Raw genomic sequence first — 20,820 nt, forward strand, 5'->3', positions numbered from 1 at the left:
TAGCTTCTGGAACGTATCGGCGAACGGGGGAGGTTCTGCCCGTGGGCAGAACCGGGTCGTCGACACGCGCCCGCCGCCAGGTCCCCCCAGCGACTTCGGCGGCGGGTCCGGCGAGGAAAGGGGCGCGGCCCGGTGAGCGCTGTCGCACCCGGCGAGTGCCGGGCCGCGCCCCTTCCGAGCCCCTGTGCGTCGTACCGCACCGATAGGCTCACGGTCGTGACCGAACCCGCGCAGCTCAGCCACGTCGACCGTGCCGGCGCGGCCCGCATGGTCGATGTCTCCGCCAAGCCGGTGACCGGGCGACTGGCCGTCGCGTCGGGCCGTCTGCGCACCACGCCCGAGGTCGTCGACCTGCTGCATCGCGACGGGTTGCCCAAGGGTGACGCGCTGGCCGTCGGCCGGCTCGCCGGCATCATGGGGGCCAAGCGCACGCCGGAGCTGATCCCGCTCTGCCACCCGATCGCCCTGCACGGTGTCACAGTCGACCTGCGGCTCACCGAGGACACCGTGGAGATCACCGCCACCGCCCGCACGGCGGACCGGACGGGGGTGGAGATGGAGGCGCTCACCGCTGTCGCGGTCGCCGGCCTGGCCCTGATCGACATGGTCAAGGCGGTTGATCCGGCGGCCTCGGTGGAGGCGGTCCGGGTGCTGCGCAAGGAGGGCGGCAAGACCGGCGAGTGGGTCCGGCCGGAGGATCGGCAGTGATCCGGGCCCGGGTGATCGTCGCGTCCAACCGGGCCGCGGCCGGTGTCTACGCCGACACCAGCGGCCCGCTGCTCGTCGCCGGCCTGCGCGAGTGGGGCTGTCAGGTCGACGAGCCGGTGGTGGTGCCCGACGGCGACCCGGTCGGCGCCGCCCTGCGCGCCGCCCTCAGCGACGGCGTCGACGTGGTGCTGACCAGCGGCGGCACCGGGGTCACCCCGTCCGACCGGACGCCGGACGTGACCCGGGCTCTGCTGGACTACGAGATCCCCGGCATCGCCGAGGCGATCCGGTCACACAGTCGTGAGCGGGTGCCCACCTCGGTCCTGTCCCGAGGGCTGGCCGGGGTGGCCGGCCGGATGCTGGTGGTCAACCTGCCCGGCTCGACAGGTGGCGCCCGGGACGGCTTGGCTGTGCTCGGGCCGATTCTCGGGCACACCGTCGACCAGCTTCGCGGCGGCGACCACTGACCGGTCCGCGCCGGCGACCACCGGCCGGTCCGCGCCCAGGCCCGGCGGACGTCGGTCCGTCCCGATAGGCTCGGTCGGTGAGCACGGAAACCGCACCAACCGCGGACCGGGTCGCCGCGCCCCCGCCGGCAGGCTGGGAGGAGGCGCGGTCCCGGGTGTACGCGGTGGGGCTGGCCGCCGCGCTGCCCGCCGTCGCCCGTCCGCTTGTCGACACCGACGGGCTGACCCTGGCCGAGCCGCTGACCACCCGCACCGACCTGCCCGCCTTCCCCACCTCCAGCGTGGACGGCTGGGCGGTGCGCGGCACCGGACCGTGGCGCGTCGTCGGCCGGGTGCTGGCCGGCAACACCCCTACGCCACTCGTCGAGGACGGCACGACAGTCGAGATCGCGACCGGGGCCATGGTGCCCGCGGGCACCACCGCCGTGCTGCGCATCGAGGAGTCCACCGTCGCCGATGGCCTGGTCAGCGGCACTCCCCGGCCGACGCCGGAGTGGCGGCAGCCGGGCGAGGAGGCGTACGCCGATGAGGAGCTTCTGCCGGTCGGCACGCCTGTCGACCCGGCGGTGATCGGCCTGGCCGCCTCCTGCGGGCACGACACGCTACGGGTCCGGCGGGCGCCGCGCGCCGCGCTGCTGATCTTCGGCGATGAGCTGCTCACGGCCGGCCCGCCCGGGGCGGGCCGTGTGCGCGACGCGCTGGGTCCGGCGGTGCCCGCGTGGCTGCGCCGGTACGGCTGCCACGTCCGCCCGTCGGACGTGGTGGGCCCGGTGGCCGACACGCTGCCCGCGCACGTGGCCGCGGTGCGCGCGGCGCTGACAAACGCCGACCTGGTCTGCACCACCGGCGGCACGATGCACGGCCCGGTCGACCACCTGCATCCGACCCTGGAGGCGTTGGGCGCGGACTACGTGGTCAACACGGTGGCGGTCCGACCGGGCTTCCCGATGCTGCTCGCCCGGCTGGCTGGTCACGACGGTCGGGTCCGCTTCGTCGCAGGCCTGCCGGGCAACCCGCAGTCCGCCATCGTCGCGCTGGTGTCACTCGTCGCGCCGCTGCTCGCCGGCCTCCAGGGTCGCTCGATGCCGGTGTTGCCCCACGCCACGCTTGCCGAGGCGGTGCCGGGGCGCGGCGATCACACCCATCTGGCGCTTGTCCGTCTGGACCGGGCCGCCGGCACGGCGTACCCGGTGCGGCACGTCGGTTCGGCGATGCTGCGCGGCCTCGCGGGCGCCGATGGGTTCGCCGTCATCCGACCGGGCACCAACGGAGCACAGGGTGACCGGGTGCCGATCGTGCCGTTGCCGCTGCTGTCCGGGGAGCGGACCTCATGACCGCGCCGACGATCACCGTGGTCGAGGTCACCGACCAGCCTCTCGACCTCGCCGCGCACGAGGCGGCCGTCGCCGACCGGCGGGCCGGCGCCGTCGTCTCCTTCCAGGGCGTCGTACGCGACCACGACCACGGGCGTCCGGTGGTGAGCCTGGAGTACGAGGGGCACCCGAGCGCCGCACAGGTGCTGCGCGAGGTGGCCGCCGAGATCGCCGCCGATCCCGACGTCTACGCGGTGGCGGTCTCGCACCGGGTCGGGCCGCTGACCATCGGCGACGTGGCACTGGTCGCCGCGGTGAGCACGGCCCACCGCGCCGCCGCCTTCGCCGCCTGTGCCCGGCTGGTCGATGAGGCCAAGGCCCGGTTGCCGATCTGGAAGCGCCAGGTCTTCGCCGATGGCGGCGAGGAATGGGTGAACTGCCCCTGACCGCTCAGCGGCGGCCGTTGACCACCACGGCCCGGGCGAGCCGTTCGCCGTAGAACGCCGGCTCGGCGCCGGGGCGCCAGGGCAGCGCCGCGACCAGCACGATCAGGGCGAGGGCCAGCGAGTTCTCCATGAGCGCGCCGAACAGACCGTCCTGATAGTGCGACACCTCCGGCAGTTGGTGCTCGTACGGCCAGATGGGGGAGATCAGGAAGAGCAGGTAGAGGCCGATGGCGGCGACGCCGTGCCGGAACCCGGTGAGCGTGGGATACCAGATGGGCGGGCGAAGACCGGTGAGCCCGCTCAGGCCACCGAATGCGGCACCCTGACCGGTGCGCTGCGCCAGACCCCTGCTGGCCTCCCGTCGACGGACGGCCGCGTCGGCCAGCACGATGATCGCCGGGATCACCCACACGAGGTGGTGCGTCCAGGAGATCGGGCTGATCACGTTGGCGGTCAGACCGACCAGGGTGAACGCGGTCAGCTCGTCACCGTCGGCGCGTGAACTGGCCGCCCGGGACAGGCCCACCGCCAGGATGAGCACCGAGAAGGCGAGCCAGAGCAACCCGGGAGTCTCGATCGAGTCGTACAGCCGGGCCAGCAGGCCGGCGAGCGACTGGTTCGGCGTCATGTCGGCCGCGCCGACCCGCTCGGTCTGCCAGAGCACGCTGCCGAAGTACGTGCGCGACTCGTCGCCGACGATCGCGAAGGTCCCGATTGTCACGCCGATCGCGGTGCCGATCGCGGTGGCCGCCACCCGCCACTGACGGGTGATCAGCAGGTAGGCGATGAACAACGCCGGAGTGAGCTTGACCGCCGTGGCCAGGCCGATGCCGGCGCCCGCCCAGGCGCCACCGTAGACGAAACGCAGCAGCGGGCCGTCGGTCGCGGCGTAGTGGGTGCCCCTGCGCGAGCGCCACCGCAGCCCGATCAGATCCGCCATGATCAGCGCGAACAGCAGGAGGTTGACCTGGCCGTAGCCCAACGTTTCCCGGCTGGGCTCGATGGCGAGCGCGAGTGGCACCGCCAGGGCCACGGTGAACCACAGTGGCCACCCCAACCGGTCCACGATGGGGCGGAGCAAACCGGCCAGCACCAGTGCCAACGCCGCGATGCTGGCGAGGGCGTTGATGATTCCCGCCACGTCGATCGGCAGCTGCGCCATGGGCAGCATCATGAGCCCGGCGAACGGCGGGTAGGTGAAGCCAAGGGTGGTGCCGGGCGCGATGAACTCATAGAGCTCGTGACCGCTCGCCCACCACACCACCGCACCATGGTAGATCTTCATATCGAAGAAGTTGTACGGTCGCCCGAACTCACCGATGGCGAGCCATGCGGCATAGGCGACGGCGGCCACGATGGCGCCCCGTACGACGTTCCTGCGATCGATCCCCCGCGTCATGCGTTGAACTGGGGCGAGGCGGTCCGCCCGTCTACCGACAGCCGTCGGCATGGCGTGGCCACCCCCGTACCAAGGTCGTCCTACCCGTCCAGGTCCTGCACGGAGCCTAGAACGGCGCCTCACGTCAGTGCCTCCCGCGTTATGCGACCGTGTCCGATCCCACACATGTTTTTGACATTTCCACCGCGTTAACGCCTACCGGGTGGTTCAGGTAATTCGCGGCCTTAGCGGGGGATGGGGGTGACACCGAAGCGCATCGAGGCAGGTCAGCCGGGGAGTCGACGCGCGGTGGCCGCCGAGCGAACGGCGATCCGGGCCTCGCGGCGGGCGGTGCGGACGGCGCGCTGCATGGAACGTCGAGAGTGGCCGATGCGGTGACCCGTACGCCAGCGGATGCCCGGCTTGCCGCCGGTGTCGGCGGCGGCGAGCAGGAGGCCACCGAAGAGCCCGAGATTCTTCAGGGTGTGGATCTCGTTGTTGTTCTTGGCGATGGGGTCGTCGTTCTTCCAGAACGGATGCCCGGCGACGGTCACCGGCACCAGCGTGCCGGCGAGGACCAGCGCGGCGGGCCGGCTGAATCGTCCGGTGGCCAGCAGCAGCCCGGCGCCGACCTGCACCGCCGCGTTGAGCCGGATCAACGTCTCGGTCTCGGTGGGAAAGCTCGGGTGCGCCTTCTTGAGCATCGGCGCGACCTTGTCGGTCACCGGCTTGGCGGCCTCGGCCAGTCGGTGCGGGTTGCGGAGGTTGCGGTACCCGCTGACCACGAAGATGCCGCTCAGCATGGCGCGGGCAAGGGAGCGTACGGGCGTCATGGATCAGTCATACCCCGTCGCGGCGTTTGCTACCCCGGCAACCGCCGGATCCGTATCGGTCGGTGTGCACGTTCGCCACGCCGATTCGAGCGACCATCGCTGATGGACGGGCCGTCACGGGTAACGTCGCGCGGATGACGACGCTGCGGCTCCGCCCCGAAGGCCCGGCCGACACCGGGTCGGTGCGTCGGGTCATGGCCTCGGCGTTCGCTCGCCCGGACGTGCCGACGCCGCCGGAGGTCGGGCTGGTCGACGACCTGCGCGGCACCGACGCCTGGCTGCCCGAGCTGGCCATGGTCGCCGAGTACGGCGGCGAGGTCGTCGGATACGCGCTGCTCACCCGGGTGCGGGTCCGACCCGATCGGGGTGCTGTCGCGCCGGCCCTGGCGCTCGGGCCGGTGGCTGTCGCGCCGCACCGACAGCGGGTCGGTCACGGCAGCGCGGTGGTGCAGGCCGCTCTGGACGCCGCCACCGAGCTGGGCGAACGGCTGGTCGTGGTCCTCGGTGACCCGGCCTTCTATCGCCGTTTCGGCTTCGGGCCGGCCGCCGAGCTGGGTCTCACCAGCCCGTGGGCCGGGCTTGGGGAGCCCTGGCAGGGGCTGGTGCTGCCGCCGTCCACCAGCGAGGAGGGGCCACCGCCGCGTGGCGAGGTGGTCTTCCCGGCGCCCTGGTCCAGGGTCTGACCGTCGGCGGGCGCGGCGCTCAGGTTGGCTGGGTACGCAGGTACCTGCCGAAGTGCGGAACGGTGAAGGCCACCGTGCCCCGCTCGCCCGAGTAGATGAGCCCCTTCTTGATCAGCGCGTCGCGGGCCGGGGAGAGGCTGGCCGGCTTCCGGCCGAGGGCGCGGGCGATCTCGGCGGTGGGCACCGCGGCGTCCATGTCGTCGCGGACCGCACCGCCGGAGTCGCCCTCCACGAGCGACAGCGTGGCCATGACCCGCATGTACTCGCGCTCGGCCGGGGTGGCCCGCTCGAACCGGGAGCCGAAGAAGCCGACCGCCAGCTCGGCCTCGGCCTCGGGTGCGGCGACCCGCACGTCGGCGGCGGTGATCGGTGACCGTGGCGCGTGGTCCCAGGTCGCCTTCCCGTACGCCTGGACGAAGTAGGGGTAGCCTCCGGACTTCTCGTAGAGCAGGTCGAGTGCCTTCTGCTCGTACTCCACCTCCTCGCGCTCGGCCGGCGCGCAGAGCGCCTGGTCGGCGGCGATCCGGTCCAGCCGGTCGATGCGCTGGTAACGGAAGAGCCGCTCCGAGTACGACTTGGCGGCGCTGAGCACCGCCGGTAGGTGCGGCAGCCCGGCGCCGACGACGATCAGCGGCGCACCGATCTGGGACAGCTCGTGGCAGGCGGCGCAGAGAGCCGAGACGTCCTCCGGCCCCACGTCCTGCATCTCGTCGATGAAGACCGCGATGCCGGTGCCCACGTCGCTGGCCACAGCGGCGGCATCGCTGAACAGCTCGACCAGGTCGATCTCGATGTCGCCGGAGTCCGCTCGGCCGGTGGCGGCGGGCACGTCGATGCCGGGTTGCCAGCGGTCGCGCAGCTTCGATGCGGCCCCGGCGCGGCCGGTCGGCGCGGATCGCTGGGCGAACGCCTTGAGCACCCCGAGGAAGGCGTCGATCCGATCCGGGGCGCGGTGCCGGGGTGCGAGTTCGCGGACCGCCATGTGCAACGCGGCGGCGACCGGGCGGCGCAGTGACTGGTCCGGGCGGGCCTCGATCTTGCCGCTGCCCCAGAGTCGGTTGATGGCCTGGGAACGCAGGGTGTTGAGCAGGACGGTCTTGCCGACGCCGCGCAGGCCGGTGAGCATGAGGCTGCGCTCGGGCCGCCCCCGGGCGATGCGCTCCAGCACGATGTCGAAGACGTCCAGCTCCCGCCCCCGTCCCGCGAGTTCGGGCGGGCGCTGGCCGGCGCCCGGGGCGTACGGATTGCGGACCGGATCCACGCATCGCACAATATCGGGCCCTCTAGCTGCGAAGCTAGACATGGATAGATGAGGCTACCGGCGTGTCGAGGCCGTCGAGACAAAACTAGGGCTGTCTAGCGTCCACGCTAGACAGCCCTAGTTTGCGGAAGCGATTACCGCTTCTTCAGGCACAGCACGTAGTCGAGCACGTCGATCGTGTTGTCGTGCACGTAGTTCGCGGTCGCCTGCGGCGCGAGCGTCTTGCACCGGTTTCCGTCGGCGGTCGCGGGGATGCGCAGCAGCACCTGGTAGGTGTTCGGGCCACATGGCACCTTGCGCAGGGCCGCGTTGTCCTCGCTGCCGTCGTTGACCACGCAGTCCCCCTTGGCGAACTCCTCCTCGTCCGGGGACGGCAGGTTGGGACTCGGAAGATCGCTGGGCAGGACCGGGGGGACGACGGGTGCGCTCACCGACGGGGCGGGTGCGGCGGAGTCACTGTCGCTGTCGGCGGCCCTCCACAGCGCCCAGCCGGCGAGGCCGAGACAGGGGCAGACCAGGAGCAGGACCACCAGCACGACGATGAGGGCGATCTTCCCGCCGCTCCTCTTCGCCGGCGGGGCCGGTGGCATCCCGTACCCGCCGGGCGACGGTGGGGCGGGTGGCATCCCGTACCCGCCGGTGGGCGGCGGGGCCCACGGCGCCGGCTGGCCGGGGGTGGGCCCGGCGGGTGGGAAAGGCCCGGGCGGCGCATCCCACTGCGCGGGCTGCGCCGGGGGACCCCACTGCTCGGGCTGCGCCGGGGGACCCCACTGCTCGGGCTGGGCCGGGGGACCCCACTGTGCGGGCTGCGCCGGGGGACCCCACTGCGGTGGCTGCGGAGGCGGCGGCCCCCACTGGGGGACCGTCTCGTCGACAGGTGACGTGCCGTCCGGGCCGGTCGGCGGGCGTTGGTACGGGTCGTCCGGCTGCCCGGAACCCGATGGTCCGTAGGTCGTCATCTCATCCCCAGGGGTGGGTGGTCAGCGCTGCGTCAGGCATCAGCGCTGCTTCAGGCAGAGGACGAAGTCGAGGGTGTCCAGCTCGCTGTCGAAGAAGTACCAGTTGGTGTAGCCCTCGACCTTGGCGCATTTCGCCTCGGCGTCGCGTTCACCGCTTGTCGCGCCGTCGATCCGGCGCAGCACCTCGTACGACTTGGCTGCACAGCCGCTGATCAGCAGCTTGGGCTTGCCACCGGCCGCCCCGTCGTTGCGCACACACTGGCCGACCTTGACGAACCGCGGATCGGCCGACGACTCCGGCGCGGCGGCGCTCGGCACCGGCCCGGCCGGCTCGGTCACGTCCGCGCTGGGCTCCCCGACACCGGCCGAACCGGTCGGCGCGGCCACCGGGGTCGCCGGATCGTCAGAGCGAGCGAGGAACCAGTACGCGCCGCCCGCCACCGCCAGCAGCACCACGACGGCCACCACCGCGATCAGCGGACCCCGCCCGCGCCTGCTCGGTGACGGGGACTGGTCACCGCCGTAGGGGCCGCCGTCGGGTCGGTACGGCTCCCCGCCGTACGGCATGTTCACCTCGGCCGGCCGGTACGCGCCACCGTAGGGTGCTCCGGCCTCCCCGCCGTACCGTCCGCCCCCGTAGGGCGCACCGACGGGCTCGGCGCCATAGGGCGCACCCGGCTGACCAGCACCGTAGGGTGTCCCGCGCTCACCGTCGTACGAGGGCGCTCCGCCGTAGGGTCCCGCTGGAGAGTCGCCGTAGGACCCGGGGCGCTCCTGGGGTGCGGGCGGGTAGGAGTGCACCGTCGGCGGGTAGGGCTCGGGGGCCGGCGGATAGGGCTGCTGTGGCGGCCGGCCGGGCGTCTCGTCGGGCCGCTGCCCACGCCACGGGCCGCGGAAGCCCTCACCGGGTGGTCCGTAGTTCGTCATGCCGCCCTCCTGCACAAGTGGTGAGAGGCCGGCCACCAATGCGCGACGCGGACTCCGAGGTCACCGTAGCGTGGTCCACCGATGAGCTCATCCCCGCCGAGCGCCGCCGCCCTGTCGGGCCGCCGCGCGGCCACCGCGCCAACCCTGGTCTGGACCGCGCTGATCGTGGTCTACCTGCTGTGGGGCTCCACCTATCTGGCGATCCGGGTCGCGGTGGAGACGCTGCCGTCGTTGCTGTCGGCAGCCCTGCGGTTCGCCGTCGCCGGTCTGGTGCTGGCGGTGGTGCTGCGGTTGCGCCGCGGGCCGGGCGCGCTCCGCGTGCGGCGTCGGCAGCTCGGTGCCGCCGCGCTGGTCGGGGTGCTCCTGCTCGCCGGTGGCAACGGCCTGGTGGTGCTCGCCGAATCCGGGCCGCCCGGGGTGGCGTTGCCGTCCGGAATCGCGGCACTGCTGGTGGCGACCGTGCCGCTGCTCGTGGTGCTGCTGCGCTCGGCCACCGGGGACCGGCCCGGGGTCTGGACGTTCGCCGGGGTCACGCTCGGCTTCGTCGGGCTGGTCCTGCTGGTGCTGCCCGCCGGCAGCGCGGACGCGGTGCCGCTGGTCGGCGCGCTGACGGTGGTGGCGGGGGCCGTCGCGTGGTCGGTCGGGTCGTTCCTGTCCGGACGGATCGGGATGCCCAGCGACCCGTTCGTCGCGACGGTGTACGAGATGGTGGCCGGCGCGGTGGCGCTGGCAGTCGTCGCCGCCGGCCGGGGCGAGCTGCGGGAGTTCCACCCGACGACGGTCAGCACCCGGTCCTGGCTGGCGTTGGGCTACCTCATGGTGGCCGGCTCGCTGGTGGCCTTCACCGCGTACGTCTGGCTGCTGCAGAACGCGCCGATCTCGCTGGTCTCGACGTACGCGTACGTGAACCCGGCGGTCGCGGTGGCGCTCGGGGCGCTGCTGGTGTCCGAGCCGATCACCCCGCAGGTGCTGCTCGGCGGGGCGGTCATCGTCGCCGGGGTGGCCCTGGTGGTGAGCACGGAACGCCCGCGCCGGAAAGGCGCGGGACCACGATCGGGGACCGCGTCGACGGCGGAGCGGCGGTAACGTCCGGCCCATGTCGGCCGCTGCGCTGGTGCCGGCCGCGCTGCTGGGGGCGGTGGTCGGAATCGCCGTACCCCGGATTGCCCGGCGCTTCGGCAGTGCGCCGAGCCGGCCGGGGCCTCGGCGCGGCGGTTGGCTCAGCCCGGTGGTCGCGGCCGTGGTGTTCGCCGGGCTCGTCGGCGCCCGCGGTGACGACCCGGCGTTGCCGGTCCTCCTCGCGGTGGCGGCGGTGGGGCTGGTGCTGGCCGTGGTCGACCTGGCGTGCCTGCGGTTGCCCGATCCGCTGGTCGCGGTCGCCGGCCTGCTGGCGCTCGGCGGCCTGACCGGGGCGGCTCTGCTGTCCGGCACCCCCGGGCGGTTGGTCGGCACGCTTGTGGGCGCGGCTGTCTCCGGTGCGGCGCACGTGCTGCTGGCCCTGCTGCCGGGGTCCCGGCTGGGCTTCGGGGACGTGAAACTCGCCGCGGTCCTCGGGCTGCCCCTCGGCTGGCTGGGTCGCGACGCCCTGCTGGCCGGGCTGCTCCTGCCGCATCTGCTGCACGGCGCCCTGGTTCTCGGCCTGCTGGCGGCCCGAAAGATCCGCCGCGACACGTTGCTGCCCGTCGGCCCGGCCCTGCTGGCGGGAGCGTGGCTAGCCACCCTCCTACCCTGACCCCCTCGTCTCCGCCCCAAACCCCCGCGCGTGGCCGTCGGACCACCGCGTCGATCATGAAGTTGTTGCCACGACACGCCGATGTGGTCGGCAACAACTTCATGATCAACCGAGAAGGGTGGGGGTTAGATCAGGCGGAGTTGGCGGTCCTTGGGGCGGCGTGGTTCGGTATCGCCGAACCGTTCGAACAGGCCCGGGTCGATCGTGGCGAGGAACGGCGACGGCGCGCAGTCGCGTTCCACGCCGTGGCGGGTCCGGCGGGCGGCGTGGCTGACGTACAGCCGGTCCTGGGCCCGGGTCAGGCCGACGAAGAAGAGTCGGCGTTCCTCGGCTACCGCGTCCTCGTCGGGCGTCGAGCCCGGCCAGCGCAGCGGCAGCAGCCCGTCCTCCACGCCGACCAGGAAGACCACCGGGAACTCGAGGCCCTTCGCGGCGTGCAGGGTGAGCAGGGTGACCGCCTCGGCGCGCGGGTCGAGCGCGTCCACCTCCGCGCCGGTGGCCAGCTGCGACAGGAAGGTCTCCAGCTCGTCGCCGCAGCGGCGGGCCAGCGGGGTCAGCAGGTCCACCGCCGAGCGGACGTCGTCGGGGCGGACGGTGCTGCCCGCGCCGTCCAGGGTGGGCACCGCGAACCGCTCGGCGACCACCTGTCCGGCCAGGCGCACCCGGGCGGCAAGCGAGCCGGCCAGCCCGTCGGCGTGCCGCAGTTCGCGGGCGATGGCCGCCACGCCGGGCCGGTCCCGCAGGCGGTCGTGCGAGCGCTTCTGCACCGGGATGTTGGCCCTGGTCAGGGCGTCCACGATCGGGGCGGCCTGCGCGTCGGTGCGGTACAGCACGGCGATGTCGGAGAACGACAGCGAGGTGGACCGGCCGTCGATCCGGCCCGAGTCCAGCGAACGGTGGGACAGGCCGCCGACCAGCTCGTCGACGGTACGCACCACGAAGTCGGCCTCCTCGGCGACGGACGCCGCCGGGTACCGCCCGACGAGCGGGGCTTCCGGATCGAGTCGCGCCGGGTCCAGCCGCCGGCCCCGGACCAGCGAGGACGGTGCGATGGCCTGCACGGCGGCGGCCAGGATGGGGGCGGACGAACGGTAGTTGCGGTTGAGCCGGACCAGCCGGGCGTCCGTGAAGTCCTGCGAGAAACGCAGGAAGTAGCCGACGTCGGCGCCCCGGAACGAGTAGATCGCCTGGTCCGGGTCACCGATCGCGCAGAGGTTGCCGTCGGCGGGGCTGAGTAGGCGCAGCAGCTCGTACTGCACCGCGTCGACGTCCTGGTACTCGTCGACGAAGATCCACCGCCAACGGTCCCGGTACCGCTCGACCAGCTTGCGGTCGGCCCGCAGCAGCTCCACCGGAAGGCTCACCAGCTCGTCCAGGTCAACCAGGTCCTGCTTGCGCAGCAGCGCCGTGTAGGCGGCGAGATCGTCGCCCGCCTCCGAGCGAGCCGCCGCCCGCTCGGCGTCGTCGGCGATCCGGAACCCGGCCGGCAGGCCCGCCGCGTCCGCGTTCTCCCGCAGGATGGTCAACCCCAGCGCGTGGAACGTGCCCACTGTGACGTCCTCGGCGACCGGGCCGAGCAGACCGTCGAGGCGGTGGCGCAGTTCCTCGGCCGCCCGTCGGGTGAAGGTGATCGCGAGGCAGTGCTCGGGAAAGACGTTCAGCTCCGCGCACAGGTACGCGATCCGGTGGGTGAGCGTCCGGGTCTTGCCGGTGCCCGGACCGGCCACGATGAGCAGGGGCCCACCGGGCGCGGACGCTGCCACCCGCTGCATGGCGTCCAGGCGGTCCAGCAGGCCGGTGCCGACCTCCTCCATCCCGGAGAGCATCGGCTCGAACGGCTCGTGCGGTGACGGCGGCGACGCGATCGGCGGCGCGGGCGCCGGCTTGCGCTTCGGCTCCGCCTTGGCCGCCGCCGGGCGCTTGACCGTGGCTTTCGCCGCCGGCTCCGCGGGCCGCCGCTGCGCCGGCACGGGTACGTCGAAGAGCGTCTCCTGTGCCGTGCCCGCGCCCGTGCCCAGCTCCGCCGGGTCGAACAGGGTGATCACCCCGTACTCGCCGTCGTACCCCGGCACCCGGCGTACGTCGCCGCGGCGCAACCGCCCGATGCCCTCCGCGAGCAGCTCCCCGCCGACCTGCGCGATGTCCGACAACGGCGTCGTGGTCAGGATCTCCAGCTCGGGGCCGAGTGCGGCGAGCAACTCGTTGAGTCGGCCCTCGACCTTCTTCGAGCGGGCGCCCACCTTGTTGATCTCGCCAAGGATCTCGGCGAGCGGCACCAGGTGGGTGACGTCCCGGGCGTGCGCCGGCCGGTGCCCCTCGGGGCGGTCGGCCAGCTCCTCGATCCGGCTGAGGACGCCCACGGTGAGGGGCTTGCCGCACTCGGGGCAGCGCCCGCCGGCCGTCCGGGTGCGCTCCGGGGTCCAGTTGACCCCGCACAGTCGGTGCCCGTCCGCGTGGTACTTGCCCTCCTCCGGGAAGAACTCGATGGTGCCGGCCAGCCCGTCGCCGGTACGCAGCGCCTCCCGGACGGCGAAGTAGTCCCGCTCGGCGGTCAGCACTGTCGCCTCCCGGCCCAGGGCCGGTGGCGAGTGCGCGTCCGAGTTGGAGACGAGCTGGTAACCGTCCAGGCTGCCGACGCGCCAGTTCATGGCCGGGTCGGACGAGAGGCCGGTCTCCACGGCGAAGATGTGCTCGGCCAGGTCGGCGTAGCAGTCGGCGATCGCGTCGAAGCCGGACTTCGAGCCCAACGCGGAGAACCACGGCGTCCAGATGTGCGCCGGGACGAGATAGCCGTCCGGGCTCGCCTCCAGGGTGATCTCCAGCAGGTCCCGCGAGTCCAGGCCGAGGATCGGTCGGCCGTCGGAGCCGAGGTTGCCGATCCGACCGAGCGCGGTGTTGAACCGGGCCACCGACTCCAGGTCGGGCAGGTAGATCAGGTGGTGGACCTTGCGGGTCCGGTCGTCCCGCTTGTAGATGGTGGAGATCTCCACGCTCAGCATGAACCGGACCGCGTCCGCGTCGGTCGTGCCGGCGAGTCGCGGCGGCAGTCGGCGGGCGATGTCGCGCTCCGCCTCCGGGTCTAGCCGGTAGAGGCCCGGCTCGGCCGGCCGCAGCGTCTCGGCGAGATGGTCGTACCAGGCGGGGTGGGTGAAGTCGCCGGTGCCGAGCAGGGCGATGCCCTTGCGTCGCGCCCACCACCCGAGGGTCGGCAACGTCAGGTCACGGCTGCACGCGCGCGAGTACTTCGAGTGGATGTGCAGGTCCGCGACGAAGGGCGGGAGGCCACCGGGGGGTACGGCGCTGAACGGGGGCACGCCGCATCCTGTCACGCCCGCCGCGCGGGCCGCCTTCCGCCACGCGCGGACGTGACGTCCGCTATGCCGAGCGCAACTCGACGAGGCTGATCTGCGGCTTGGCGCCCACCCGCACGGGCGGGCCCCAGAAACCGGCGCCGTTTGTCACGTAGACCTTCGTGCCGTCGACCTCGCCGAGGCCGCTGACCACCGGCTGTGCCAGGCCGACGACCAGGTTGAACGGCACCACCTGCCCACCGTGGGTGTGCCCGGAGAGTTGCAGGTCCACGCCGTAGCGGGCCGCCTGCTTCGCGGCGAGGGGCTGGTGCGCGAGCAGGACGACCGGGCGGCTCGGATCGCGGTCACCGAGGGCGGCGGCGAAGTCCGGCCCGGCGGCGAGGCCGGTGCCCGCCGGGTCCGCGTCCAGGTCGTTCACGCCGGCCAGGTCGAGCACACCGCCCCGGGCCTGGATCTCCTGCCGACGGTTCTGCAGCACCCGCAGGCCGAGACGGTCCACCTCCTGGACCCACTCCTCCACCCCGGAGTAGTACTCGTGGTTGCCAGTGACGAAGAAGTTGCCGTACCGGGAGCGCAGGTCACGCAGCGGCGCGGCGGCCGGGCCCAGCTCGGCGACCGAGCCGTCGACGAGGTCACCGACGACCGCGACCAGGTCCGCGTCGAGACGGTTGATCGCGGCGACGATCCGCTCGGTGTGCGCACGCCCGCGCAGCGGGCCGAGGTGGATGTCCGAGACGGTGGCGATGCGGAGGCCGTCCATGCTGCGCGGGAGTTTGCTCAGCGGGATCTGCACCCGGTCGAGTTGGGGCGGGCCGAGTGCCGTGCGGACGCCGTACCCCGTGATGCCGGTGGCGGTGAGGCCGGCGAAGATGGCGGCGCCGCGGGCCAGCAGCAGCCGGCGGGCCGGGTCGTGGTCCGGCGCCGTGACGGCGCCGGTGGCCGGCGGATCGGCGGGACCGGCGGCCCCGACCAGCGCCGGCTCGGGCGCGGCGGTGGTCGGCTCGGCGGCGGTCACCCGGCGGCGCAGCACGAGCCGGGCGACGAGCATCGGCACTTCCAGCACGACGAGCGTGACCAGCAGGTAGAACATCACCGCGAGCCACAGGTAGCCGGGCCAGGCGAGCCAGTAGAGGCCGGCCTGCGTGCCGACGAGGGTGGCCGGTACGAGGACCGCCAGAACCAGGGCGACGATCCCGCCGGTCCGTCGCCAGCGACCCGGCGTGGTGGTGTCCCGGATGAGGCGCTTCCACAGGTAGAGGTGGATGAGACCGGTGACCAGCGCCAGGACGCCCATGAACCCCAGAACCGCCAACATTGTGCGCCCCCCTCAGCCGCCCGCGAACGGGGGCAGGACATCGATCGTGGCCCCGCCCGGCAGGGGTGCCCGACGATCATGACAGGCGACGCCGTCCACGAGAAAACTGGCCACCCGCAGCACGGCGGCGAGCCGGTCGCCGTGCCGCTGGGCCAACTCGGTGGTGAGGTCGTCGAGTGACCGGCCGGCGGGAGTGGCCTCCTCGGCGAGGCCGGCGGCGGCGCGCGCACCGGCGAAGTAGCGGACGGTAAGCGGTCTCGGCTCCACGGGTCAACCCCCGATCGCGGACATCGGACGGGTCGGCTGAAGGAAGGTGGGGTCGTCGATGCCGTGCCCCGCGCGCTTGCCCCACATCGCGGTGCGCCACCGCTGCGCCACCTCGTCGTCGGTCGCGCCGCCGCGCAGCGCCGCCCGCAGGTCGGACTCCTCGGTGGCGAACAGGCAGGCGCGGATCTGGCCGTCGGCGGTCAGCCGGGTGCGGTCGCAGTCGCCGCAGAAGGGCCGGGTCACGCTGGCGATCACACCGACCCGGGCCGGGCCGCCGTCGACCAGCCAGGTCTCGGCGGGCGCCGCGCCGCGCTCGGTCGGGTCGGGACCGAGATCGAATTGGGTACGCAGGGAGGCCAGGATCTCCTCGGCGGTGACCATCGTGCTCCGGTCCCAGCCGTGCTGCGCGTCCAGCGGCATCTGCTCGATGATCCGCAGTTGGTAGCCGTGGTCGAGCGCGAAGCGGAGCAGCGCGGGTGCCTCGTCCTCGTTGACGCCGCGCATCAACACCGAGTTGATCTTCACGGGATGGAGCCCGGCGGCGGCCGCCCCGGCGAGCCCCGCCAGCACCGCGTCGAGGCGGGGACGGCGGGTGAGCTGGGTGAACCGGGCGGTGTCCAGCGTGTCCAGCGAGACGTTCACCCGGTCCAGGCCGGCCGTACGCAGTGCGGGTGCCAGCCGGTCCAGACCGATGCCGTTCGTGGTGAGCGAGATCCGTGGGCGGGGGTCGAGCGCGGCGACCGCGGTCACGATGCCCAGCAACCCGGGTCGGATCAGCGGCTCCCCGCCGGTGAACCGCACCTCGGTCACGCCGAGCCGTTCGACGGCCACCCGGACCAGCCGGACGATCTCCTCGTCGGTGAGCAGCTCGGGGCCGGCCAACCAGGGCAGCCCCTCGGCCGGCATGCAGTACGTGCAGCGCAGGTTGCACTTGTCGGTGAGGGACACGCGCAGGTCCCGCGCGACACGGCCGTACCGGTCGACGAGGACGCCGTCGGTCCGCGGGGCGACAGTCACCGGTCGACCGTAGCGCGCTCGACGCTGCCCAGGGCGGCTCGGGCGAGTTCGACGACCGCATCGCGGTAGCCCGCCCCGAACAGCACGGTGTGCACGAGCAGCAGATGCAGCTGGTGCAGCGGCACCCGATCGCGCCAACCGTCGGACAGCGGCCAACTCTCCCGGTAGGCGGCCAGCACCCGATCCAGGTACGCGACGCCGCCGAAGAGCGCCAGTTGGGCGAGGTCGGTTTCGCGGTGGCCGCCGTGCGCCGCCGGGTCGACCAGCCAGGCCCGCTCGTCGACGCCCCACAGCACGTTGCCCGGCCACAGGTCGCCGTGGACCCGTGCCGGTGGCTCGTCTCCGCCGAACTCGCCGACCCGGTCGATCACCTGCTCGACAAGCGCGGCATCGGCGCTGCCGAGCGCGCCGCCGTCGACAGACAGCCGCAGGTAGGGGGCGAGTCGACGCCTGGCGAACCAGGTCGACCAGGGGCCGTCGTCAGCGGTGTTGTCCTGCTCGATCGCGCCGATGAAGCCGGCCCAGGCCGCACCGAAGGCCGGTGCGCCGGCCCGGTGCAGGCCGGCGAGCTCCCGACCGAAGCGTTCGGCCGCCTCCGGCGTCGGCTCGCCGGGCTCCACCCAGTCGAGCGCCAGCAGGTCGGGCAACGCCACGATCACCTCGGGTACGCCGATCGCGTCTGCCTCCCGCAGCCAGCGCAGCCCGGCGGCCTCGGCGGCGAAGAAGCCCTCGGGCACCGGACGCTCGGCCCGCTCCGGCCAGGACTTGGCGAAGACCGAGTGACCGTCGTCCAGGGTGAGCCGGGCGGCGGCGCAGATGTTTCCCCCGGCGACAGGCGTCTCGCGGAGTCGCTGATGGGTGCGGAACGTCGGCAGGTGTGCCGGGTGCGCGCGCAGGTACGCCAGGTCCATCAGCGCACGGTAGCCGCTGCCGACGACACCGCGACGCCGTGTGAGCACATCGAAACGCGTCCACCTGCATGAATACGCTCAGTAATTGTGGATAAGCCGCGTGTCATCCACAGGGGCCGCGCGGCCGGGTGGGCTCGCCGCAGGCTGCCGGCATGACCTCGACCGAACGTGCGAAGCTCTCCGTCCGCTCACCCGCCGACCTGCTCGCCGCCGTGCCGTACCTGCTCGGCTTCCATCCCGCCGACAGCGTGGTCGCGGTGGCCCTACGCGGCCGGCAGATCATCTTCGCCGCCCGCGCCGACCTGCCCGATCCTGGCACGGACCCGGCCGACCGCGCCCGGCACCTGGCCGGGGTGATCCATCGACAGGGCGCGGAGGCCGCCACCGTCGTGGGTTACGGGCCGCCCGACCGGGTCACCCCGAGCGTGGACGCGGTGCGGGCCGCCCTGACCGGCCTCGGCCTGGAGGTGCTCGACGCGCTGCGGGTGACCGACGGCCGGTGGTGGTCCTACCTGTGCACCGAGGCGGCCTGCTGCCCACCCGAGGGCCGGCGCTACGACCCGACGGCCAACCCGGTGACCGCGTCTGCTGTGTTCGCCGGTCAGGTCGCGCTGCCCGACCGGGCGGCCCTCGCGGCGCAGGTGTCGCCGGTGGACGGCCCGGCCCGCGATGCGCTGCGCGCGGCCACCGTGCGTGCCGAACGGCGACTGGTCGAGCTGGTCGAGCAGGCACCCGCGAGCGACCTGCTCGGCGGGCGGGCACTGCGCTCCGCCGGTGTCGCGGCGGTCCGCGATGCGCAACGTCGGCAGCGGCGCGGTGAGCGGCTCGACGACGACGAGGTGGCCTGGTTGAGCCTGCTGCTGAGTCACCTGCCGGTGCGGGACCACGCCTGGGAGCGCACCGACGGTCGTGACCGGGACATCGCCCTCTGGACCGACGTGCTGCGCCGGGCCGAGCCGGAGCTGACCGCCGCCCCGGGCTCGTTGTTGGCGTTCGCGGCCTGGCGAGCGGGGCAGGGGGCGCTGGCTGCTGTCGCGCTGGAGCGCACGCTGGGCCTGCACCCCGACTACTCGCTGGCCCTGCTCCTGGACGACCTGCTCCGGCGCGGTGTACCGCCGTCCGAGCTGGACGGCTGGCCGTCGGTCGGGATGCCCGGCGTCGTGCGGCCACGAAAGCGGCGTCGACGTGGCCGGCGCTGACGGGCCCACCGCCGGCCGTCGCCCACGTGTCGACCCCTGCGGTCGGCTCCACTTCATGGAACTCGGGGTATCCCCGCAACCGGGACACCCCAAGATCAGCGAACCCGAGTCGATCAAGCCGGCTGGTCGACAGTGATCCTCTGCGGGCCGGCGTAGACGTTCATGGTCGGGCCGCGCAGGAAGCCGACAAGCGTCATGCCCGCCTCCTCGGCCAGCTCGACGGCGAGGGTGCTCGGCGCGGACACCGCCGCCAGCAGCGGCAGGCCGGCCATCCACGCCTTCTGGGTCAGCTCGAAGCTGGCCCGGCCGGACACCAGCAGCAGGTGCCCGGTCAGCGGCAGCCGGCGTTCCCGCACCGCCCACCCGATCACCTTGTCCACGGCGTTGTGCCGGCCCACGTCCTCCCGCAGCACCACCAGCTCGCCGGTCGGGCTGAACAGGCCCGCCGCGTGCAGCCCGCCGGTGCGGTCGAAGGCGCGCTGGGCGGCGCGCAAACGGTCGGGCAGTTCGGCGAGGAGGGCGGCCGGCACGGTGAGCGGGTCAGCCGTGACGTCGAACAGCGACCGCGTCCGGATCGCGTCGATGCTCGCCTTGCCGCACACCCCACAGGAACTGGTGGTGTAGAAGTTCCGGGACGGGTCGGTGGTCGGTTCCGGCACGCCGGGGGCGAGCACCACGTCCACCACGTTGTACGTGTTCGGAGTCTCCGCGCCGGCGCAGAGCTGGGCGGTCAGCACATCGTCTGTCGACCGGATCAGCCCCTCGGTCAGCAGGAACCCGATCGCCAGGTCCAGATCGTCACCAGGGGTACGCATGGTGACCGCCAAGGGCTTCCGGCGGCCGGGGCCGGCCGCGCCGACTCGGATCTCCAGCGGCTCCTCCACCGCAAGGGTGTCCGGCCGTCGGACGGCTGCGCGACCGTCGGCCGTCGCGTCCAGGTCGATCCGCAGCACGCCCCGTCGGTCAGTCGCCCGTCCCATCCCGCCATCCTGCACCCCACCCCGGCACGTTCGCACGGCCGCCGTCACCAGGCACCCGCCAGCGCAAGCCGACGCCGGGGCATCAGGTAGCTCAGGGCACCCGGCGGCGCGCGCCGCACGGCCGTCGCTACAGCTACCGTGACCGAATGGGGACGTACGCCGCCGTGGTGCTCGCGGGTGGGGCCGCCCGACGGATGGGCGGGGTGGACAAGCCCGCGCTTCCGGTCGGTGGCCTGTCGATGCGTGACCGGGTGCTGGCCGCCGTGGGCGATGCCGCGCCACGGGTGCTGGTCGGGCCGGGTGACGACGTTCCGGACGGTGTACGGGTCACCCGCGAGGATCCTCCCGGCGGCGGGCCGGTCGCCGCGACGGCAGCAGGGCTGGCACTGCTCGACCCCGACACGACGCTTGTCGCGTTGCTCGCCGCCGACCTCCCACTGCTCACCCGCGCCGCGATCGGCGACCTGCTCACCCACCTTAATCCGGCCGACGACGGGGTGTGCTTCGTCGACGCGGACGGTCGGCGGCAGTCGCTGTGTGGAGTGTGGCGAGTCGCCGCGCTGCGGGCCGGGCTGGCCCGGCTGGCCACCGAGCGGGGCGGCAGCCTGGCCGGTGCTCCGGTACGGGGGCTGTTGGCCGGTCTCGTCGTCCGGGAGGTGCCGTGGGCCGGTGACGGTCCGCCGCCCTGGTTCGACTGCGACACTGACGAGGACGTACGCCGGGCTGAGGAGTGGGTGCGATGACGGTGCTTGACGACTGGGTCACGGCAGCCTGCGCCGAGGTGGGTCTGGACCCGACCGAGGTGCCGGTGTCGGCGGTGCTGGACCTGGCCCGCGATGTCGCCCACCAGGTGCTGCGGCCCGGGGCGCCGGTCACCGCGTACCTGCTCGGGTTGGCCGTCGGCAGGGGTGCCGACCCGGCGGCCGCTGCGGCCCGGCTCAGCGCCCTCGCTGCCGACTGGCCGGTCCGGCTGGGCGCCGACCCCGACGATCCCACCGCCCCGTCCGACGATCCCACCACCTGACCCGAGGATCCCACCACCTGACCGGCCCGGCGGTAGTCCCACGACCAGGCCGTCGCGATGGCGAGCGGACGGACGGCTGCCGGCCGGCC

The 20,820-nt window shown here is 73.4% G+C and carries 21 protein-coding genes; 10 read left to right on the plus strand and 11 right to left on the minus strand.

Annotated features, from left to right (window positions below; genetic code table 11):
- Nucleotides 1-216: 216 nt before the first annotated feature.
- From moaC to ACGFIE_RS04740, 4 genes are all read left to right on the plus strand, one after another.
- Nucleotides 217-708 (plus strand): cyclic pyranopterin monophosphate synthase MoaC, encoded by a 492-nt coding sequence (gene moaC, locus ACGFIE_RS04725; RefSeq protein WP_393290960.1) that lies wholly within the window; start codon nucleotides 217-219, stop codon nucleotides 706-708.
- Complete coding sequence (locus tag ACGFIE_RS04730) at nucleotides 705-1,175, plus strand: molybdenum cofactor biosynthesis protein B (RefSeq protein WP_393290962.1); 471 nt, start codon at nucleotides 705-707, stop codon at nucleotides 1,173-1,175. Before moaC ends, ACGFIE_RS04730 begins: the two co-directional genes overlap by 4 nt.
- 77 nt (nucleotides 1,176-1,252) lie before the next feature.
- Entirely contained in the window at nucleotides 1,253-2,509 is a 1,257-nt protein-coding gene (locus tag ACGFIE_RS04735; protein ID WP_393290965.1) for a molybdopterin molybdotransferase MoeA, read from the plus strand.
- The gene (locus ACGFIE_RS04740; RefSeq protein WP_393290967.1) at nucleotides 2,506-2,934 is read left to right on the plus strand and encodes a molybdenum cofactor biosynthesis protein MoaE; all 429 of its coding nucleotides are present in this window, start codon (nucleotides 2,506-2,508) and stop codon (nucleotides 2,932-2,934) included. The genes ACGFIE_RS04735 and ACGFIE_RS04740 overlap by 4 nt, the downstream gene beginning before the upstream one ends.
- Before the next feature lie 4 nt (nucleotides 2,935-2,938).
- Here the strand turns inward: ACGFIE_RS04740 and ACGFIE_RS04745 are convergent, their stop codons facing one another.
- Together ACGFIE_RS04745 and ACGFIE_RS04750 are read right to left on the minus strand one after the other, a co-directional pair.
- A complete protein-coding gene (locus ACGFIE_RS04745) occupies nucleotides 2,939-4,384 on the minus strand; it encodes a glycosyltransferase 87 family protein (RefSeq protein WP_393290970.1) in 1,446 nt (481 codons plus the stop codon).
- 215 nt (nucleotides 4,385-4,599) lie between these two features.
- Nucleotides 4,600-5,145, minus strand: a complete 546-nt coding sequence (locus ACGFIE_RS04750) for a DoxX family protein (RefSeq protein ID WP_363680744.1) — start codon at nucleotides 5,143-5,145, stop codon at nucleotides 4,600-4,602.
- A gap of 134 nt (nucleotides 5,146-5,279) precedes the next feature.
- Between ACGFIE_RS04750 and ACGFIE_RS04755 the strand changes: the two genes are divergently transcribed.
- Complete coding sequence (locus tag ACGFIE_RS04755; RefSeq protein WP_393290973.1) at nucleotides 5,280-5,828, plus strand: GNAT family N-acetyltransferase; 549 nt, start codon at nucleotides 5,280-5,282, stop codon at nucleotides 5,826-5,828.
- A 19-nt stretch (nucleotides 5,829-5,847) separates the two neighbouring features.
- On the opposite strand, the gene ACGFIE_RS04760 is transcribed toward ACGFIE_RS04755, so the two are convergent.
- The 3 genes from ACGFIE_RS04760 to ACGFIE_RS04770 form a co-directional block, all read right to left on the minus strand.
- Complete coding sequence (locus tag ACGFIE_RS04760) at nucleotides 5,848-7,089, minus strand: AAA family ATPase (protein WP_393290976.1); 1,242 nt, start codon at nucleotides 7,087-7,089, stop codon at nucleotides 5,848-5,850.
- 134 nt (nucleotides 7,090-7,223) lie between these two features.
- Nucleotides 7,224-7,679 (minus strand): hypothetical protein, encoded by a 456-nt coding sequence (locus tag ACGFIE_RS04765; protein ID WP_393291295.1) that lies wholly within the window; start codon nucleotides 7,677-7,679, stop codon nucleotides 7,224-7,226.
- A 408-nt stretch (nucleotides 7,680-8,087) separates the two neighbouring features.
- Complete coding sequence (locus ACGFIE_RS04770) at nucleotides 8,088-8,615, minus strand: hypothetical protein (RefSeq protein ID WP_393291297.1); 528 nt, start codon at nucleotides 8,613-8,615, stop codon at nucleotides 8,088-8,090.
- Nucleotides 8,616-9,056: 441 nt separating this feature from the next.
- On the opposite strand from ACGFIE_RS04770, the gene ACGFIE_RS04775 reads away from it, so the two are divergent.
- Together ACGFIE_RS04775 and ACGFIE_RS04780 are read left to right on the plus strand one after the other, a co-directional pair.
- A complete protein-coding gene (locus ACGFIE_RS04775; RefSeq protein WP_393290979.1) occupies nucleotides 9,057-10,061 on the plus strand; it encodes an EamA family transporter in 1,005 nt (334 codons plus the stop codon).
- A gap of 10 nt (nucleotides 10,062-10,071) precedes the next feature.
- Complete coding sequence (locus tag ACGFIE_RS04780) at nucleotides 10,072-10,707, plus strand: prepilin peptidase (RefSeq protein WP_393290981.1); 636 nt, start codon at nucleotides 10,072-10,074, stop codon at nucleotides 10,705-10,707.
- Nucleotides 10,708-10,832: 125 nt separating this feature from the next.
- On the opposite strand, the gene ACGFIE_RS04785 is transcribed toward ACGFIE_RS04780, so the two are convergent.
- From ACGFIE_RS04785 to ACGFIE_RS04805, 5 genes are all read right to left on the minus strand, one after another.
- Entirely contained in the window at nucleotides 10,833-14,021 is a 3,189-nt protein-coding gene (locus tag ACGFIE_RS04785) for a UvrD-helicase domain-containing protein (protein ID WP_393290984.1), read from the minus strand.
- Nucleotides 14,022-14,082: 61 nt separating this feature from the next.
- Nucleotides 14,083-15,333: a metallophosphoesterase gene (locus ACGFIE_RS04790; RefSeq protein WP_393290986.1), complete on the minus strand. Its 1,251-nt coding sequence runs from the start codon at nucleotides 15,331-15,333 to the stop codon at nucleotides 14,083-14,085.
- 12 nt (nucleotides 15,334-15,345) lie between these two features.
- Nucleotides 15,346-15,600: a MoaD/ThiS family protein gene (locus ACGFIE_RS04795; protein WP_393290989.1), complete on the minus strand. Its 255-nt coding sequence runs from the start codon at nucleotides 15,598-15,600 to the stop codon at nucleotides 15,346-15,348.
- Between the two features lie 3 nt (nucleotides 15,601-15,603).
- Nucleotides 15,604-16,617, minus strand: a complete 1,014-nt coding sequence (gene moaA, locus ACGFIE_RS04800; RefSeq protein WP_363680728.1) for a GTP 3',8-cyclase MoaA — start codon at nucleotides 16,615-16,617, stop codon at nucleotides 15,604-15,606.
- Nucleotides 16,614-17,528, minus strand: a complete 915-nt coding sequence (locus tag ACGFIE_RS04805; RefSeq protein ID WP_393290992.1) for a fructosamine kinase family protein — start codon at nucleotides 17,526-17,528, stop codon at nucleotides 16,614-16,616. Before ACGFIE_RS04805 ends, moaA begins: the two co-directional genes overlap by 4 nt.
- Nucleotides 17,529-17,680: 152 nt before the next feature.
- On the opposite strand from ACGFIE_RS04805, the gene ACGFIE_RS04810 reads away from it, so the two are divergent.
- Nucleotides 17,681-18,727: a DUF4192 domain-containing protein gene (locus tag ACGFIE_RS04810; protein ID WP_393290995.1), complete on the plus strand. Its 1,047-nt coding sequence runs from the start codon at nucleotides 17,681-17,683 to the stop codon at nucleotides 18,725-18,727.
- 113 nt (nucleotides 18,728-18,840) lie between these two features.
- On the opposite strand, the gene fdhD is transcribed toward ACGFIE_RS04810, so the two are convergent.
- Nucleotides 18,841-19,707 carry a formate dehydrogenase accessory sulfurtransferase FdhD gene (gene fdhD / locus ACGFIE_RS04815; RefSeq protein WP_393290998.1) on the minus strand — a complete coding sequence of 289 codons (867 nt, stop codon included), beginning with the start codon at nucleotides 19,705-19,707 and terminating at the stop codon, nucleotides 18,841-18,843.
- Between the two features lie 146 nt (nucleotides 19,708-19,853).
- Here fdhD and ACGFIE_RS04820 point away from each other — a divergent pair, with 146 nt between their 5' ends.
- Together ACGFIE_RS04820 and ACGFIE_RS04825 are read left to right on the plus strand one after the other, a co-directional pair.
- Complete coding sequence (locus tag ACGFIE_RS04820) at nucleotides 19,854-20,450, plus strand: molybdenum cofactor guanylyltransferase (protein WP_393291001.1); 597 nt, start codon at nucleotides 19,854-19,856, stop codon at nucleotides 20,448-20,450.
- Nucleotides 20,447-20,731: a DUF6457 domain-containing protein gene (locus tag ACGFIE_RS04825; protein ID WP_363680718.1), complete on the plus strand. Its 285-nt coding sequence runs from the start codon at nucleotides 20,447-20,449 to the stop codon at nucleotides 20,729-20,731. Before ACGFIE_RS04820 ends, ACGFIE_RS04825 begins: the two co-directional genes overlap by 4 nt.
- Nucleotides 20,732-20,820: the final 89 nt, after the last annotated feature.

The organism is Micromonospora sp. NPDC049275 (assembly GCF_043197115.1).
Taxonomy (GTDB): domain Bacteria; phylum Actinomycetota; class Actinomycetes; order Mycobacteriales; family Micromonosporaceae; genus Micromonospora.

Bases quoted from the DNA above. Each gene is read 5' to 3' on its own strand.
- ACGFIE_RS04740 (WP_393290967.1), top strand. From the start codon at position 2,506: ATGACCGCGCCGACGATCACCGTGGTCGAGGTCACCGACCAGCCTCTC.
- ACGFIE_RS04745 (WP_393290970.1), bottom strand. From the start codon at position 4,384: ATGCCGACGGCTGTCGGTAGACGGGCGGACCGCCTCGCCCCAGTTCAA.
- ACGFIE_RS04750 (WP_363680744.1), bottom strand. From the start codon at position 5,145: ATGACGCCCGTACGCTCCCTTGCCCGCGCCATGCTGAGCGGCATCTTC.
- ACGFIE_RS04755 (WP_393290973.1), top strand. From the start codon at position 5,280: ATGACGACGCTGCGGCTCCGCCCCGAAGGCCCGGCCGACACCGGGTCG.
- ACGFIE_RS04765 (WP_393291295.1), bottom strand. From the start codon at position 7,679: ATGCCACCGGCCCCGCCGGCGAAGAGGAGCGGCGGGAAGATCGCCCTC.
- ACGFIE_RS04770 (WP_393291297.1), bottom strand. From the start codon at position 8,615: ATGCCGTACGGCGGGGAGCCGTACCGACCCGACGGCGGCCCCTACGGC.
- ACGFIE_RS04775 (WP_393290979.1), top strand. From the start codon at position 9,057: ATGAGCTCATCCCCGCCGAGCGCCGCCGCCCTGTCGGGCCGCCGCGCG.
- ACGFIE_RS04780 (WP_393290981.1), top strand. From the start codon at position 10,072: ATGTCGGCCGCTGCGCTGGTGCCGGCCGCGCTGCTGGGGGCGGTGGTC.
- ACGFIE_RS04790 (WP_393290986.1), bottom strand. From the start codon at position 15,333: ATGTTGGCGGTTCTGGGGTTCATGGGCGTCCTGGCGCTGGTCACCGGT.
- ACGFIE_RS04805 (WP_393290992.1), bottom strand. From the start codon at position 17,528: ATGGACCTGGCGTACCTGCGCGCGCACCCGGCACACCTGCCGACGTTC.
- ACGFIE_RS04810 (WP_393290995.1), top strand. From the start codon at position 17,681: ATGACCTCGACCGAACGTGCGAAGCTCTCCGTCCGCTCACCCGCCGAC.
- fdhD (WP_393290998.1), bottom strand. From the start codon at position 19,707: ATGGGACGGGCGACTGACCGACGGGGCGTGCTGCGGATCGACCTGGAC.
- ACGFIE_RS04820 (WP_393291001.1), top strand. From the start codon at position 19,854: ATGGGGACGTACGCCGCCGTGGTGCTCGCGGGTGGGGCCGCCCGACGG.
- ACGFIE_RS04825 (WP_363680718.1), top strand. From the start codon at position 20,447: ATGACGGTGCTTGACGACTGGGTCACGGCAGCCTGCGCCGAGGTGGGT.